10 protein-coding genes are annotated in these 16,553 nt (G+C 45.4%); 2 read left to right on the forward strand and 8 right to left on the reverse strand.

The annotated features are described in order from the left end of the window. The coding region (locus H4O21_RS08920; protein ID WP_182808516.1) for a transposase at nt 1-481 on the reverse strand (481 nt) is incomplete at its 3' end. A 287-nt stretch (nt 482-768) separates the two neighbouring features. Here H4O21_RS08920 and H4O21_RS08925 point away from each other — a divergent pair. Further along, nucleotides 769-1,515, forward strand: a complete 747-nt coding sequence (locus H4O21_RS08925; RefSeq protein WP_220495586.1) for a hypothetical protein — start codon at nt 769-771, stop codon at nt 1,513-1,515. Between the two features lie 39 nt (nt 1,516-1,554). Here the strand turns inward: H4O21_RS08925 and H4O21_RS08930 are convergent, their stop codons facing one another. The 6 genes from H4O21_RS08930 to H4O21_RS08955 all read right to left on the reverse strand — a co-directional run bounded on the left by H4O21_RS08930 (nt 1,555) and on the right by H4O21_RS08955 (nt 14,323). Then, a complete protein-coding gene (locus H4O21_RS08930; RefSeq protein WP_182808517.1) occupies nt 1,555-2,457 on the reverse strand; it encodes a diguanylate cyclase domain-containing protein in 903 nt (300 codons plus the stop codon). Between the two features lies 1 nt (nt 2,458). Next, nucleotides 2,459-7,324 carry a cache domain-containing protein gene (locus tag H4O21_RS08935; protein ID WP_182808518.1) on the reverse strand — a complete coding sequence of 1,622 codons (4,866 nt, stop codon included), beginning with the start codon at nt 7,322-7,324 and terminating at the stop codon, nt 2,459-2,461. 91 nt (nt 7,325-7,415) lie between these two features. Then, nucleotides 7,416-10,394 carry an EAL domain-containing protein gene (locus H4O21_RS08940; RefSeq protein ID WP_182808519.1) on the reverse strand — a complete coding sequence of 993 codons (2,979 nt, stop codon included), beginning with the start codon at nt 10,392-10,394 and terminating at the stop codon, nt 7,416-7,418. Between the two features lie 289 nt (nt 10,395-10,683). Continuing rightward, the gene (locus tag H4O21_RS08945; RefSeq protein ID WP_182808520.1) at nt 10,684-12,240 is read right to left on the reverse strand and encodes a methyl-accepting chemotaxis protein; all 1,557 of its coding nucleotides are present in this window, start codon (nt 12,238-12,240) and stop codon (nt 10,684-10,686) included. 393 nt (nt 12,241-12,633) lie between these two features. Beyond that, nucleotides 12,634-12,837, reverse strand: coding sequence for a hypothetical protein (locus H4O21_RS08950; protein ID WP_182808521.1), 204 nt, complete (start codon nt 12,835-12,837; stop codon nt 12,634-12,636). 130 nt (nt 12,838-12,967) lie between these two features. Further along, nucleotides 12,968-14,323 carry a class II 3-deoxy-7-phosphoheptulonate synthase gene (locus tag H4O21_RS08955; RefSeq protein ID WP_182808522.1) on the reverse strand — a complete coding sequence of 452 codons (1,356 nt, stop codon included), beginning with the start codon at nt 14,321-14,323 and terminating at the stop codon, nt 12,968-12,970. A 387-nt stretch (nt 14,324-14,710) separates the two neighbouring features. Between H4O21_RS08955 and H4O21_RS08960 the strand changes: the two genes are divergently transcribed. Then, a complete protein-coding gene (locus H4O21_RS08960; protein ID WP_182808523.1) occupies nt 14,711-15,322 on the forward strand; it encodes a Yip1 family protein in 612 nt (203 codons plus the stop codon). A gap of 117 nt (nt 15,323-15,439) precedes the next feature. On the opposite strand, the gene H4O21_RS08965 is transcribed toward H4O21_RS08960, so the two are convergent. After that, nucleotides 15,440-16,540, reverse strand: a complete 1,101-nt coding sequence (locus tag H4O21_RS08965; RefSeq protein ID WP_182808524.1) for a CobW family GTP-binding protein — start codon at nt 16,538-16,540, stop codon at nt 15,440-15,442. Between the last annotated feature and the right edge of the window lie 13 nt (nt 16,541-16,553).

Genomic DNA, 16,553 nt, shown 5'->3' on the forward strand with positions numbered 1-16,553 from the left:
TTATGGCCAGTTTACTGTCCGTAGGATATGTGATGGCTTTTTCCTGAACCGTTGTATCCACTAAAACAACAGGCTCTTCTGCAGCTTCACCATGTAAGGCGACCGAAAGAGCAAACAGTCGGTTAACCCCTTCTTTTCCCAATCGCTGACGAAACTTGACCAGCTCCGTACTGTGACAGGGAGGTGTTGTTTGAAAGTGGGTTTCACCACAAAACGCCTGGTAGTAAGGATTCATTTGCCACTGTTCAACAATGGCTTCATCACTCAGGTCATACAGCTGCTTGAGCATCAGAAGGCCAGTCATCAAACGAATCGGTTTAGCTTTACGTCCGATGGCGCTGTAAAGAGGTGAGAATTCCAGTTCCAGCGCCTGCCAGTCAATAGCACGACTTAAGGCGAGTAAAGGGTGAGTATCATCAAGCTGATTGATGATATCGAAAAAGCTGAATTGGGCAGAATCAGAAGGGCTTTTAGTCAGCATATCGGAGCCATTTTCGACCAGAAACTGAAGACACAGCTTACCGCTCCTGGTCGAAATGATCCATGCCTGAATAGCTAATTTGTTTTAAAAACAGTCTATTAAGGGCTTTTCAGGGCTGACTATGTACTATTTTTCTCTGGTTAACTTTTATCCGGATAGCGGGTGCCGAAGATGCTTCACCTTCTGAACCGGCTACCAGCAGCTGGCGTGTCGCCGTTATCGACCGATTTTATGAGCCTGTTATCGATGATCAGCAGGAGCAGGAAAGGCAACGCGTACTGTATGGCTTGCTTGATCTTGATAATGATGAGTTACCCGAACCCTATTATCACGGGGATCTGGTACAGATGATTGCCAGCCACCCCAGCTTTATTTTTCTGCGTTACCCGATAAGAGATTCATCTCAGCCCCTGAAGGCGATCCTCACTCAGTTAGCACGTATTAAGACGGGGTTTGCCCGTTTTCCTGTCGATGCTCTTATTCTGTCCTGGGAATCATCGACCTTAATCAGTGCATTTGAAAAGCCCCTGAAGCGAGAGAATGTTAAACATTATAAAGCGCTGATCCGGGAATGGGGGCACTCACATTCTGTCTGGTATTACAGCCGTCAGATTATCCATAACATTGAGTGGCTGACAGAGAGAGGCGTCAGGGTATTTACCATTGCAGGTAATGGCGGTTCAGGCATGGTGAATACGTTTTCATTTGCCAGCGGGGTGATCACTGTTGGCGCTTCGGAACCAGAGTTATCTCACTTTATTGCCAATAATGTATTTGTAGATCACTTTGCCAATGCAGTATACGAACCCATAAGAGTGGATAACAATCAAGGGCAACCCAGAGGCTATGATCTTAATAACGATGCCTGTATAGATATACCCGTTAACAGACTAAGCAGTTACTACTCTTCAGATGTGCAATTAAGCAGGAAACCCTGGCCTATTCTGAAAGGATCCTCTTTTGCTGCTCCGGCAGCAATGAAGGCCAGCTTTATTAAGCACAGTCAGATTTGCCAGTCTGATGACTCTGCCTGAGTTAAATGTCTGATTGAAAAACAGAGAGCCACGACTCTGTTAGCTGATCAGTACAGATTTGTTTCTACCGCCGTGTTTAGCTCTGTACAGGGCTTTATCGGCTCTTTCTACCAGGGTTTCTGTCGTATCTCCGGGGTGATAGCCTGCAATGCCCAGACTGACAGAAACTCGTCCAGATACAGCAGAGGCTTTATGGGGAATATTCAGATCGTAGATAAACTGTCTGTGCTTTTCTGCAATATTAATAGCCTGTTCACTGGTCGTCCCCGGAAGGACCAGTGCAAACTCTTCACCACCAAATCTAGCGACAAGATGCGTCAGGCCTTCTGAACACTTATCCAGCGCTGTTGCTACCTGACGTAAGCACTTATCCCCGCTATTGTGGCCATAGTTATCGTTATAATCCTTGAAACTGTCTATATCCAGCATAACCAGCGATAAGGGAGACAGGTTTTGTTCACTCAGTTTCATTTCATGGTTCAGATAATCATCAAAGTAGCGCCGATTCGCGATGCCTGTTAATGGATCTGTCAGGTTGAGATGTTGCAGCATATCCCTTTGTCTTTTCAGCTCAATGTGATTGGCCACTCTGGCTTTGACAATAGCGGGACTGAAAGGCTTGGTGATATAGTCAACGGCGCCCATTTCCAAGCCTCGGGTTTCTTCTTCTACCGTACCTTTGACAGTAATAAAAATAATCGGGATATGCCGGGTTGATTCATCTTCCTTTAAACGACGACACACTTCATAGCCATCAATATCAGGCATAATAACATCAAGCAGGATCAGATCCGGGGCTTGTTCCGCATGGGCCCGTTTCAGCGCCTGCTCTCCACTTTTAGCAACAACAATGTCGTATTCATCTTCCATCAGAGCTGCAAGCACTGTGATATTCAGACGTTCATCATCAACAATGAGTACTTTTCCTCCATTGCGTTTCATATTACGAATCTCCGAATTCTGATTTAAAGTCATTTTCTAACACGTTCAGCGCTTCTTCTGCATCATCGAACTCAAACTCATCAAGCAAGGACTGAACATTTCCCACTTTGTCTGCAAAGGATTCAGGCATCAGCTCCTTAAGCTCTGATGCTTTCTGAGCCGCCTGGAAACTGCCATCTGTAATAAAACGTTTCAGTTCTAACAGACAGCGGGCTATTTTTTCCTGTTCAGCCGTCTCAAGCCGACAAACCATGCTATGCGCTGTCACTGAAGACGTTGCCTGTTGAATCGCTGTTTCAATTGAACCGGTATTGTATTCACTCAAGTCAGATATGGCTCGGGCAGGTGTATTTCTGTTAAACCGGATAACCTCCTCCTGCAGAGCTTTCATTCTTAATCCGAGAACAACACCAGCATCCTGAGGATCTTCATTTTCCTTAAGGCACATTTCATATCTTGCAGCTGCCTCAGAAACAGCCATTGCCCCCAGATTAGCTGCAGCCCCCTTAACAGTATGAGCCAGTGAAGTACCGGCTTTTTTATCATCGCTCTGATAGTATTCACTCAGGTCAGACAAACAGTCGCTATAGGTAGCAATAAACTCTGTCAGCAGTTTCCGGTAGATCTTTTTATTTCCGGCAACCCGAGCGACACCTGAAGCGGTATCCAGGGTATCAGGCACATCCTTCTCTGTGTCAAAGTCCATAAAAGGTATAAAGCCTGAGTTTTCAGGCAAAGGGGTTTCAGGCTTCAGCCAGCGCAAAAGAGTCTGATACAGATGGGTCGGATTAATAGGCTTGGCAATATGGTCATTCATGCCCACTCTGAGACAATGTTCTTTTTCTGCATTAAGTGCGTGAGCTGTCATGGCAATAACAGGCAGCTCTCTGGGAGTCAGGCGCTCCCGGATCTTTTCAGTCGCATGATAACCATCCAGAACGGGCATCTGGATATCCATCAATACAATACGGAACATCCTGGTTTCAACAAGATGTACAGCATCCAGTCCATTATCAGCAACTGTCACATTAACACCTTGCTGTTCAAGTAATTCACGGGCAATTTGCTGGTTAATCTTGTTATCCTCTACCAACAGAATATTGATGCCATCCAGCTCTGCTGTATCCATCAGAATAGTTTCTGAACCACCTTCTCTGCCCGGACTGAAATTCGGATCCAAAGCTTTCAACATACTCCTGCGTAACAGAGACGGACTGACAGGTTTAACCAACACAGCCGAGAAGCTGTCCAGAGAGGCCTGTTCTTCCAGCTCATGTTTACCCCGGCCCGTTACCATTATGATCGATGGCAAAGGAGAGGTCGGAGCCAGCTGGCTGATATTCTGACTGCTGGTAATACCATCCATTCCGGGCATAATCCAATCCATGAGCACCAGATCATAAGCATCATTTGCTGAGCAGGCCTGCTTCACTTTTTCATAAGCTTCCAGGCCTGTTTCGGCCGTATCAATACGCATTTGATAGCTTTCAGCTACAGCAGAAAGCATATGTCGTGATGTTGAGTTATCATCAGCAATCAGCACACGTTTACCAGCCAGTTGACTGACCTCTTTAATATATCCGGGCTGACTTTCAGGGGATTTAAATGGCAGGGTAATAAAAAACTGAGTCCCGGCATTGACCTGGCTTTTAACTTCGATACGGCCTTTCATCATTTCGATTAACTGTCTGGTAATAGCAAGCCCAAGCCCCGTACCACCAAAACGACGTGTAGTGGTTGAATCAGCCTGAGAGAAAGGCTGGAACAGCTTATCTATCACTAACTGGCTCATACCGATACCGGTATCGGACACAGAAAAGCGTAGCTGGTAGCGGGAGCCACCAACTTTCTGGCTTTCTATCAGCAGGGTTATTTCTCCTTTTTCCGTAAACTTAACGGCATTACTGGCAATATTCAGCAGTATCTGGCCAAGCCGGAGAGGGTCGCCCACAAGCTGATCCGGTACTTCAGGTCCGTACATAATAAATATTTCCAGCCCCTTTTCTTCAGCACGGATGCGTATCAGATCACTAAGGTGCTCCAGCACATCTTCCAGAGAAAACTCTGTCTCTTCTATTTGCAGATACCCGGCCTCAATTTTGGAAAAATCCAGAATATCGTTAATCACGCCCAGCAAACTGTCCGAAGCTCGTTCTATTTTCTTAAGGTAATCTGCTTGCTGTGGCGTCAGGCTGGTACGCAGGGTCAGATGAGCAAACCCAGTGATAGCATTCAGAGGTGTGCGTATTTCATGGCTCATGTTGGCCAGAAAGCCTGATTTGGCCTGAGTAGCCTGAATCGCTTCATCACGGGCCTTTTGCAGGGCCTCTTCATTTTCTTTCTGATGGGAAATATCAACAATCCAGTACAGAATGCACTCTTCATCCTGCCAGGTCATTTTTTCTATGGTAATCAGACACCAGAGATGACTGCCATCTTTACGTTTCAGCTCAGCAGACCGGGTTGAAACGCGACCATTTTTGTTAAACTCTTCAAGAAACTCTTGCTGGTCTTCCGGGTTAACCCAGCTCTCGGAGCTGGTTTTACCTTTCCAGTCATCCTGACTGTAACCAAGAAGCCGGGCACATTGCTCATTGGAATAGATAATCACGCCATCACTGATACGGGATAACCCTACACCAACAGGGCTTGATTCAAGGATATTTTTGAGCCGCTTTTCACTATTTCTGATCAGAGACTGTTCCTGAAGCGCTTTTTCTTGTCGGGCCAGAGTTTTCTGAGCCTGCAGGCGTTCGATCTCTGTAGCAGCCCTGACTGCAAAAATCTTCATCAGGGAAACGATTCGGGAAGGGTCTGATACCGGAGATGATGACATGGCTATCAGAATCCCGATAGGCTTACCTTCAGAGGAGCGCAGAGGTATACCCACATAACCGCTGGCATCAAATGTTTTTAACGTTTCATCGGCCGGGAATATCTTGCCAACGTCTTTCTCAAAGATCGTCGTACCTGAAGTGATCACCTGCTCTGAAGGAGTATGATTCAACTCATAACAGATGTTATGTGCCAGATGCCCATGAGAAGCAATTGCCAGAGACTGGATCTGTCTGCCCGACCTGGAACGAAGCTTTCCGGCAATAACATATTCTGTATTCAGATATTCAGCCAGAACAGTGACCAGCTTTTCGAAGAAATCCTGCCCGGTTTCATAAGAGATACCTTCTGCCAGCACTCTGAGCAGATTCTCATATTCTTTTCTGGCAGAGATATCTGATATGCGATGTATCTGAATATGTTTATTATGGCTGCTGATAATATGGTGCGTAACGCCACCCCAGAAGCGTGAACCGTTTTTTCGTTTCAGCATAATTTCTGAAAGGTGCTGGTTTCTTTCCGATGCAGGCGACAGAGAAACTTGTGGAATAAGCTGCCCCAGTGTCATAAGCCTTAACTCTTCAGTACTATAGCCAAATAACCTTTCAGCAGCAGGGTTAGCATCAAGAATTCTCTGATCATGGTGAATAATCACTGCTTCTGATGAAATATCCTGAAACTGGTTTAATCTGTCCTTACTTTCCTCCAGCTCTGCTGTACGTTGCTGTACTTTGAATTCCAGCTCATCTCTGACAGAACGCAGGGCAACTTCAGCTGAATACATTTTAGCCCGGTCACGATTCATATCATTGGCGGCATTGGCCAGCACTTCCAGTTCCTGATACTCCAGCCCCCGACTATCAATCTCTACCGGAGCAGTTTTAGCTTCTTCAAAAAAACGTTCGAGCCTCTCGATACCAGATTGCATATTCAGAAACAACTGACGGGATAATATCCAGGACATCGCCAACCCGATTAACAGAATAACCAGACTGATCAGGCTTTGAAGCAGCAGCTCTTCTCTGAAACTATCCTTTTTTTGCGCAAGTAAGAGATCAATCTTATCCAGTTCAGCGCTGGCACCCAGAACCCATTGCCAATCGGACAGCTTCTTTATGTAGGAGATACGGGTAGGCATCATACCTGTCGAGGTTTCTTTCCATGCGTGAAAGATATATTCGTTGTCATCCTGGCCTGTAGCAGGAGGGGCTGAAGTATCAGCAGATGATGTTTTACCCCAGGACGTATCAGGCTGAATCATGATATTACCCTGACTAAGAATAGCCCGCCCCATATAGGTATTCAGAAACAGAGAACCATTATTGCCAAAACGGACTTTCGCCAGCCGCGATACAATTTCTGACTGAATACTGGATGTGAATTCGTCAAGATACTCCCCTGTACCTATGTACCACCCCAGTTCAGACAGACTCTTGATATAGGCTATTTTAGGAAACAGATCGCCGGATTCATCAGGTTTTAGCCAGTTATAAAACTGATAGCCTTCATCAGCCTGACGCATAATAGTGATGGCTTCCTGCACAATAACGCGACCATCGGGTGTTCTCAGGCTAAATCCACTACGACCTTCTAAATGAGGTGTCAGGCCATGAGCCTGAATAATGCCGTCCATAGAAACAGCAAAAACATACCCCTTTCCCTTATTGTAATTGAAAGAGCGTATCGTTTGTTTTATAAGATCAATACGTTCTGATTCCGATATACTGTCTGGCGCGTTGTTCAGAGTATCAGTAATAATACTGTGAATATTAATGATCTGTTCTTTTAGTCTGTCTTTCAGGCGTTGCTCTGTGGATGACTTCATATAAAAGATAAAGTCTTCTGCTTTCTCAACCTCACGTTTTAACAGATCTTTCTGTTCATTAAGATAGTTTTCCTGTATTCGTCCAATTTGCTTACTGAATACTGTGTATTTTTCGTTAAACCAAAGAAAAACGACCAGGCCAACGCAAAGCGTGGAAATCATTACCGTATTGCGAATAACTGTCTGACTGAGTGTTCTGGCTGCCATGGTATGTCCCACAGGCTTATCTCTTTATATTTCAAAGTAGGTGCCAGGGGTATGAAAATCCAGATTAGTGCTTTAATTCATATTATGAAAGCTATGTCTCCATATCACCCAGAGCGGCATACTGATCATCCAGCATCATGGTCGTATCTGACAGTGTCATAGCTTTATAAAATAACCAGCCCTGTAATATATCGCAGTTATTTTCGACCAGAATCTTACACTGCTCCTCGGTTTCAACACCTTCTGCGACCACTGTCATTCCCAACTCATGAGCCATCGCAATAGTCGCGGCTACCAGTTTGCGGTCAGCCTCCACCGAAGGCAGATCACTGATAAACTCACGATCTATTTTCAGAGTATCGAATTGATATTTACGCAAATAACTCAGAGAGGAGTAACCCGTACCAAAGTCATCCATAGCCAGAGTAACGCCCAGAGATTCCAGCCAGCGCAGTTGCTCTTCAATCATAGGGTAATCGGATAACAGTAATCCCTCTGTAATCTCAAATTCGATATTTTTGCTGTGTAAACCATAGTTAAGAATCAGAGACTCTATAGCAGGAATAAGGTCTTCCGAGCGAAACTGAACCGGAGATAAATTAACTGCGATAGAAAACTCCATCTGGTAACGCTCTTGCCAGTATTTAAGCGCTGCCAGAGATTCTTTCATCACAAACAGACCTATCTCTTCAATCAGACCATTCTTTTCAGCAATAGGGATAAACTCCGCTGGAGAAACCATGCCTATGTCCTTATTGTTCCAGCGTAAAAGAGCTTCAAAGCTGACAATTTTTCGCAGCTTTGATTCCACTTTGGGCTGGAAATAAACTTCAAACTCATGGTTATTCAGCGCTTCATACATGTAACGCTCAAGCTCAAGCTTACGAGAGACATTGCGAATCAGGCTATCGGTATAAAAGGCATATCTTTCATGACTCTGCTTCTTGGCATAGTGAGTTGCCGTATCAGCATATTTCAGCAACAGCTCAGCTGTATCACCATCATTCGGGTATAAAGAGATTCCCAGGCTAACTTGCAGCGAAACCGACTGATCAGCCGTATCAAATTTATGATGAGTGCAGGCAATAATACGTTCAGCCAGCACGACGGAATCTTCAATGTCGAACAGTGTCTGCATAACAAGAAACTGATTCCCTCCCAGACGTCCAACGGTGATATCTTTTTCACTCAAAGTCATTTTTAACCGACTGGAAAACGTCTTCAGTATCATATCGCCGGCTTTATGGCCAAAAGCTTCATTGACCTTTTTGAAATCATTAATATCAACGGATAGCAGCGCAACTTTTCTCTGCTGCCGTCGAGCATCATCAATTAATCGGGATAAACGATCCAGAATAAGAAAACGGTTAGGCAGGTCTGTTAACTGGTCATAACTGGCGGAGTATTCCAACTGCGCAGTGCGTATGCGAACCTTTCGATTCAGCATAATATTCCACAACAGAACAGCACCGACTACTATTGTGCAGGCAATAAAAATATTCCATAACGAGCTGTAATCAACGGTTGGACTGTACTCAACCGACAACCATTTTTCCGAGATGATTTTGCGTTGTCTCGGGCTGATGGAATCCAGCCCCTTCTGAAGTATGGAGGTCAATTCCGGCCAATCCTTTCTTACAGCAAAATGCAGACTCTGGACCTCTGTTGAAACTGGCGCTGCAATCTTCAGATTGGTTAAATTAAGTTTGCGAATCCAGTAGGTTACCGAAGCGACATTACCAATAAAGCTGTCAACTTCGCCACCTGAAACCGCCATCAGAGATTCCTGCAAAGAACTATAGACCACAGGATCTATATCAGATTGCTCAGTAATATATCCGTAGTGTGAACTATCAGCCTGCACTGCAACCTGTAAAGTGTGCAGATCCTGTAATCCGGCAATGAAAGGGGCGTCATCACGGGTGACAATAACACGGTGAAAATTAAGATAGGGCTGAGTAAATGACAGATACTGCTGCCTCTGTTCAGTAATACCTACGGCTGGTAATACATCTATTGCACCTTTTTCGGCATTGCGAATCACATCTTCCCAGCTAAGCCCTCTGACAATCTGCATATTCAGGTTCAGACGTTGATTGAGCAACCTGACATAGTCCGACACCATCCCCTGATAGCGATCTTCATCCAGGTATTCAAAAGGGGCAAATTCCGGATCGATGCCAAGACGAATCGTTTGATACTGTTTAATCCATTGTTGTTCTGAGTCTGTCAGCTTAATTTCTACCAGATTCTCCATATAGTCGACTGGTAGCCATTTATCTCGCAGCTGTTGTAATTGCGCTTCTGAAACAGAATCCAGCGCCTTATTCAGGATCGATGCCAATTCAGGCCAGTCACGCCTGACCGCAAAGCTCTCATTTGCACTATGTCGATCATAAACAGCAGCATACTTCAGGTTGGTTAACAGATATTTATTACGAATAAAATGGCCAGCTCCCAGAAAGGTAATTGCACCATCGGCATCACCCAGAGAAACAGCATTAAGAGCATCCTGCATAGTATCAACGTAAACAGGCCTGATTGTCGGAAACTCTTTTACTATCTTTTGTTCGTACTGATAGCCTTTGACTAATGCAATGGTTTTCCCACTGACATCCTGCTTTCGGGTGATACGATGATCTTCTTCACGGGTAATCACAACCAGAGATTTATAAATATAGGGTCTGGTGAACGTAAACCATTGCAGCCTGTCACTCTGTGCGACCATTGTCGCAACAACATCCAGCTGTTTATCCTGAGCAGCACGATAAAGGGCGGACCATTCATTTTCTGGGGCAATATTAAAGCGGATACCTGTTTTATCGCTGATCAGCCTCACCAGATCAACAGCGAAGCCTTCCAGTTCTCCCTGATCATTTTTAAAACTATAAGGAGGAAAAAAGCCATCGTAGGCCAGTGTAATATCAGGATGCTCTTCCAGCCAGCGCCGTTCAGCTTCTGTAAGCTCTAATGGTGCAGCAATTGCTGAATGGGCCAGGGCCAGTAGCAGAAACAGACAGATCAATCCGGATACAAGTGAGGGATTTTTCCACGAAAGAGAAGTTCTCATTGAGCCCGTCCATATTTACCAGCGTCAGATGCATGACATCACCAGATACCTGATGGTCTGTCCATTTTTTCTGCCAGCCTTATATCAGAATTCAGATAAAACTGACTGGCATAACCTGAAGCTACAATAAATCGGATCACTTTTTCCATTACAGTTTGTTGCAGATTTGCCTGACAACATATTGCAGGTCAGATGAAATAACTGCAGATCGTTTTTTAGTCTCTGTTATATAGCAGGATAATACGGGTTGTACGATAGCCAAAAACATGACTGCGACTAACAGCTGGAGTTACCCGGCAATACTTTGCAGAATGACTCTGACGTTATCAGAAAGTGCCGCAGAAGCTTTACTGGTCTGTTCAGCAGCCAGAGTTGCAGCTTCAGTAGCATTATTGACTGTTTGCAGGTTGTTCCTGACATTTTCTGCAGCCATACTTTGCTCGGTTGCCGCTTTTGCAATAGCTTCGCTCATAGTATTAATCGATTCCATACAGGCTTCAATTTCGGCCAGAGTATTGCCTGCAACTTCTCCCTGAACAACACTTTGTTCTGCAATCGTGCGGCTGGAGCGCATCACCTGAGCGACTTCCTCTGTTCTTCGGCTTAGCTTTTGCAAAATATGCTGAATCTCTTCTGTAGAAGCCTGGGTTCGCTCTGCCAGCTGGCGTACTTCATCTGCTACAACAGCAAAGCCCCGTCCTTGTTCTCCGGCCCTGGCAGCTTCAATGGCCGCATTCAGCGCCAGCAGATTTGTCTGAGCAGCAATGTCATTAATCAGTGTTACGGTGTGATGAATATCCTTGCTGACACCGGCCAGATGCTCAACCTGAGCAGACGTTGTCTGCACCTGTTCAGAAAGCTGCTGGATAGATTCAATTGTTCCATTGACAATTGCCCGGCCCTGTCGTGCATTCTGTAATGCAGATGCAATTGCATCAGAAGTGTTTCTGGACTGGAGAGCAACTTCATCAATGGCTACCGACATCTGGGAGATGGCAGAAGAAATATGCCGGACTTCATCTCCTTGCTGAGAAACAGCGTGAGATGCCTGATCAGCAATCTCCTGTGTCGTTTGCCCCAGAGAAGATAGCTCGTTAGCAGAGTAGAGTATTCTGGTACGAATTGCCGTTTCATTCGCTTCTCTCATGATTGTTGCGTGAGCTAAACGACCGGCTTCTGCCGCTGACCCGGAATACATCTCAGCCAGCAGAGCGCTGTCTTCTTTACGCGTCATGTGCTTTACAGCGACTCTCAGAGGAGATAACAATGCCCAGCATATACCTGCGCCAATCAAGCCGGAAACCCCAGAAGCCATGAGCGTATAAACAGGCTCCAGATCAGTAAAGTAACGGAGTAAAGCAGAGGTCATTGCGGTCAGACCAATCACCCCGGATGCCACCAGAGTTGCTGACAGATCATATCGGGAAATTCTTTTGCGTCCCTGATTTACCCGCTGATAAATCTCTTCCGCTCGTTTAATCTGGGATTGTTCAGGGTGAACACGAACAGATTGAAAGCCAATGACCTGAGAGGCCTCGACAATAGGAGTAACAAAGGCATTAACCCAATAATAGTCTCCGTTCTTAGATCTATTTTTTACCACACCCATCCACGGCTTTCCCTGCTTCAGGGTTGACCACATATCTTTAAATACGGCAGGAGGTACATCAGGATGTCGAACGATGTTATGCATCTCTCCCATCAGCTCTTCTCGACTGAACCCGGAAATTTTAACAAAATCATCATTCGCATAAGTGATTCTACCCTTCAGGTCTGTGGTAGAAACCAGAGGAACGCCATCTGGAAAATGTCTTTCAACGCCAGTGACAGGCAGGTTTTTCTTCATATCTGACATCCCTGTACTATCTTTGTTATTTTCTGAATAAAGACTTCAAAAGTCGCAAATGGCTCAAATTAAGGAGAGAAACGGAGCAAATATCAACGCATGCATTCTATACTGTTGAGCGTTTACTTTACTGACCTGCGTCAATTGCAGAAAAAAACAAAACAGATAAAACCCGATCAACTTACAAAGCAGTGGATAAACGGTAAGGGAATCCTGATACCGGGTGATAAGCATGCAGATTGTTTATTTGACAACGACAAAATATGATTTTACAAATGTTTCCAGCAGCAAACTGATAAGCCCGTTTGTAATTACCGTGCTCTTGAATTCAGAGTTGCTTGATTTATTGTAAAGAACAATACTCGCTAATTTTTTTTCATACAATAGTCAAAATTAATCCCCGCCCCCATCACCTCCACCGTCGTTGTCACTACCACCGCCGAAGCCATCATTGTCACTATTGTTTTCCACATTCCTGAACCGGGGTTTTCTCTTCCCAATCCGGCCTGACTGACGTTTTGATTTGTTACTGAATCTCTGCTTCAGCCCCAGGCCAATAATTAAAATAAAAGCCAGAACAACAATTACTTCCATCATGTCACCCATTGTTTATCTGATCTGAATACTTCTGTCTGGCCGCTGAGAAATAACTGAAAACAGATTTTGTCAGCGGCACAGAAGCTATGATCTGAGGCTAATCTTTTACAGGGCCTCAGGTCAGTTTATTTCAGTTTCTCAGTTCTTTAAGTGTATCTGCGACCAAAAAAGCTAATTCAAGTGACTGATCTGCATTCAGACGCGGATCACAGAAAGTATGATAGCGATCTCCCAGATCCTGCTCGGTAATCTGGAAACGACCACCGATACACTCCGTCACATTACGTCCGGTCATCTCCAGATGTACGCCACCGGCAATCGATCCTTCCGCTTTATGAATAGCGAAGAAATGACGCATTTCCTGTAGTACCGCATGTACATCACGGGTTTTAAAGCCGGTAGAAGCCTTGATCGTATTACCGTGCATAGGGTCACTGCTCCAGACCACAGAGCGTCCTTCACTTTGTACCTTGCTAACCAGAGCGGGCATATGCTGCTGGATCTTATCCGCCCCCATACGTACGATCACATTCATACGACCGGGCTTATTATCCGGATTGATGCGATCCAACAGACGAATCAGATCATCAGGGTCTGTTGTCGGACCGGCTTTAACTCCAATAGGGTTATTAACGCCACGACAGTATTCAACATGAGCACCATCCAGCTGACGGGTACGATCGCCAATCCACAGCATATGAGCTGAGCAACCAAACCAGTCTCCGGTCAGGCTATCCTGGCGGGTCAGAGCTTGCTCATAAGGCAGCAACAGAGCTTCGTGAGCCGTGTAAAAACGCGTTTCATTAATGCCAGGAGAACTTGCCGGAGTAATACCGCAGGCATTCATGAAGGCCAGAGTCTCATCAATACGCTCGGCCAGATCATGATAACGCTCAAGCGCCGGGCTTTTTTCAACAAAGTCCCGGTTCCACTGGTGTACCTGATGCAAATCCGCCATACCACCGCGGGAGAAAGCTCTGAGCAGATTCAGGGTTGATGCTGCCTGATTGTAGGCTTTAATCATACGCTCAGGATCAGGTATACGTGCTTCTGCAGTGAAAGCGTTGTCATTAATAATATCGCCCCGATAAGACGGCAGGGTCACACCATCTATGGTTTCGGTATCCGAGGAGCGAGGTTTCGCAAATTGTCCGGCCATACGCCCGACTTTAACCACAGGGCTCTGACCGGCAAAGGTCAGAACAACAGCCATCTGCAGCAATACCATAAAGGTGTCTCTGATATGGTTGGCTGAAAACTCATCAAAGCTCTCGGCACAATCACCGCCCTGCAGTAAAAAAGCACGCCCCTGGGCAACTTCGGCCAGCTCAGCCTGCAGCTGTCGGGCTTCGCCTGCAAAAACCAGCGGAGGCAGTGCCGTCAGCTGACCTTCAACTCTTTCCAGTACCTGCTGATCCGGATAGGTTGGCATTTGCAGGGCGTTTTTTTCTCTCCAGGATGCCGGGGTCCAGATTGTATTACTCATAGCTTGTCCATTTTTTTCATTTTGAATCACCCGAAAAAAGGTGATTACTTCATTGGGTAGGAAGAACAGATAAGGTTCTGATAATTCTGATTAATTCTTCTGACATTACTATGTCAGCCAGCTCAGTGGAACCCTGAAAATCATTCTTTTCATGAAAAGCAGAATAAATTCCTTATCTCAGACAGGTTTCACTGGATTAAAAGAAAGAAAAAACAGAACTGGAGATATTGGCAAAGGTGATCCACCCTTAAAGTCATGCCGTATCGGCTTTTAATGTGCTGTTGAATCATGATTCAGGGTGCTTTGTCTTTACTGTGATGCACGTATCGAAAGGCAGAAAGACAATAAGCATCAACAACAATAAGACCTGTCCTGGAGGTGATGATTATGTTGCTCAGCCATATTCCAGGGATGTTTACTCATCCCGACACTGAGTGGGAGTTGATCAGGGAAGAACACAGTAGCCCAATGAAAATTTACTGGACCTATATCAGCATTCTGGCTGCCATTGGACCTGTGTGTGCTTTTATCTCGACAACACAATTTGGTTGGCGAGTCGGTGATGGCGAACTGACTCGCCTGACAGTAACCAGTGCTCTGCAATTAAATATTCTGACGTATATTGCTATTGTCGCTGGTGTATTCGGCCTTGGCTGGATGATTGACTGGATGTCCCGCACTTATGGTAGCGGACATGATCATCATGCGGCGAATGGCATCGCATTAGCAGCATACTCCTGTACTCCGCTGTTTCTGGCAGGCTTTGCATCTCTTTATCCGGTACCCTGGGTTAATATGCTGGTCTATCTTGCTGCCGCGGCCTATTCAGGCTACCTGATTTATGATGGTTTGCCTCATGTGCTGAAAATTGAAGAAGACAGGGCTTTTTTCTTCTGCGGGGCGATTCTGTCAGTAGCTCTGGTGTATCTGGTTACGACCCGAGTCGGAACCGTTATTATCTGGAATATGGGCTTCACGCCTCAATTCGTTTATGGATGACAAATACCTGTTCTCTCCGAACCAGAGGCTTTAAGCCTCTGGTTGTATCTTTCTTTGACGTCCGACCTCAGCCTGAGAAAAAATATAGCCCGTTCAGCTTTATTTTATCCATAAGCACTATTTCAGCAGGCACTGTATCAGATCGGATTCCAGTGTTTCAGTATCAAACTGTCCAGTGCTGATTAGCTCAAAACGGGAATCACGACGATAAGCAATAGGGTAAAGATCCCTTTCAGTACCTGTCCGATTATAAAACCGCCACTGATCACCTGTTCTGAAAACACCTTTCAGACGGGTTAACCCCGGAATCCTGTCAAGTAAGGCGAGAAGCTTATCCTGATCAAATTCATCATCTCTGTGGAACAGCCATCCGGTGGTATAAAAACCATCTCCCTGCCCTGACAGGCACACTGGCTGCCCCGGTTGAACCTGCTTTAATGCTTCCGCAGCAAAATCTGGATTCTGATCAGGATGATTATGACCATCGTGGTCATGGTCATGGTCATGGTCATGGTCATGGTCATGGTCATGGTCATGGTCATGGTCATGCAGATGTTGTTCGCCAGGGGTATTATGTTTCAGCCACTGACCATCATATTCTCCATTTCTTCCCCATGATAGGAGATCAGGACTGAAAATCCCCTGTTTTGCCTGGCAAACAAATTGTTTTGGAGGAAACATATTGTTAGCTGCGTGTTCAAAACGGGCAACCTGCTGCTCGCTTGCCAGATCGGCCTTATTGATTACCAGAATATCTGACAGACTGAGTTGATCCTGAAAAATATCATTCTCTACAGTCCGCTGGTCTTCCAGAGACCGGGGGTCAACCAGACAGATCACTGCTTTGACATCCAGTGCTTCAGCAAACGTCTCACTGGTCAGGGTATCCAGAATACCCGCAGGATGTCCTATACCTGTCGGTTCAATGATAATACGATCCGGTTTATGGACTCGAATCAGTTTAACAAGAGTGGCTGATAGCACCACGCCTAAACTGCAACAGATACAGCCTCCGGGCAGTTCCTGTACCTGCACTTCAGATCCGGATTGATCTGAAGGGTAGGCAGCCTGATCAATACCAATCTGCCCAAACTCATTAACGATAACAACCCATTTCTCGGTTTCAGGTTTATTTTCCAACAAATGACGAATAGCCGTTGTTTTTCCAACGCCCAGGAAACCTGTAATCAGATGCACAGGTATTTTCTGAAATTTCAAATCCTGACTCCAT

This window comes from Oceanospirillum sediminis, assembly GCF_014164585.1.
GTDB lineage: Bacteria > Pseudomonadota > Gammaproteobacteria > Pseudomonadales > Halomonadaceae > Oceanospirillum > Oceanospirillum sediminis.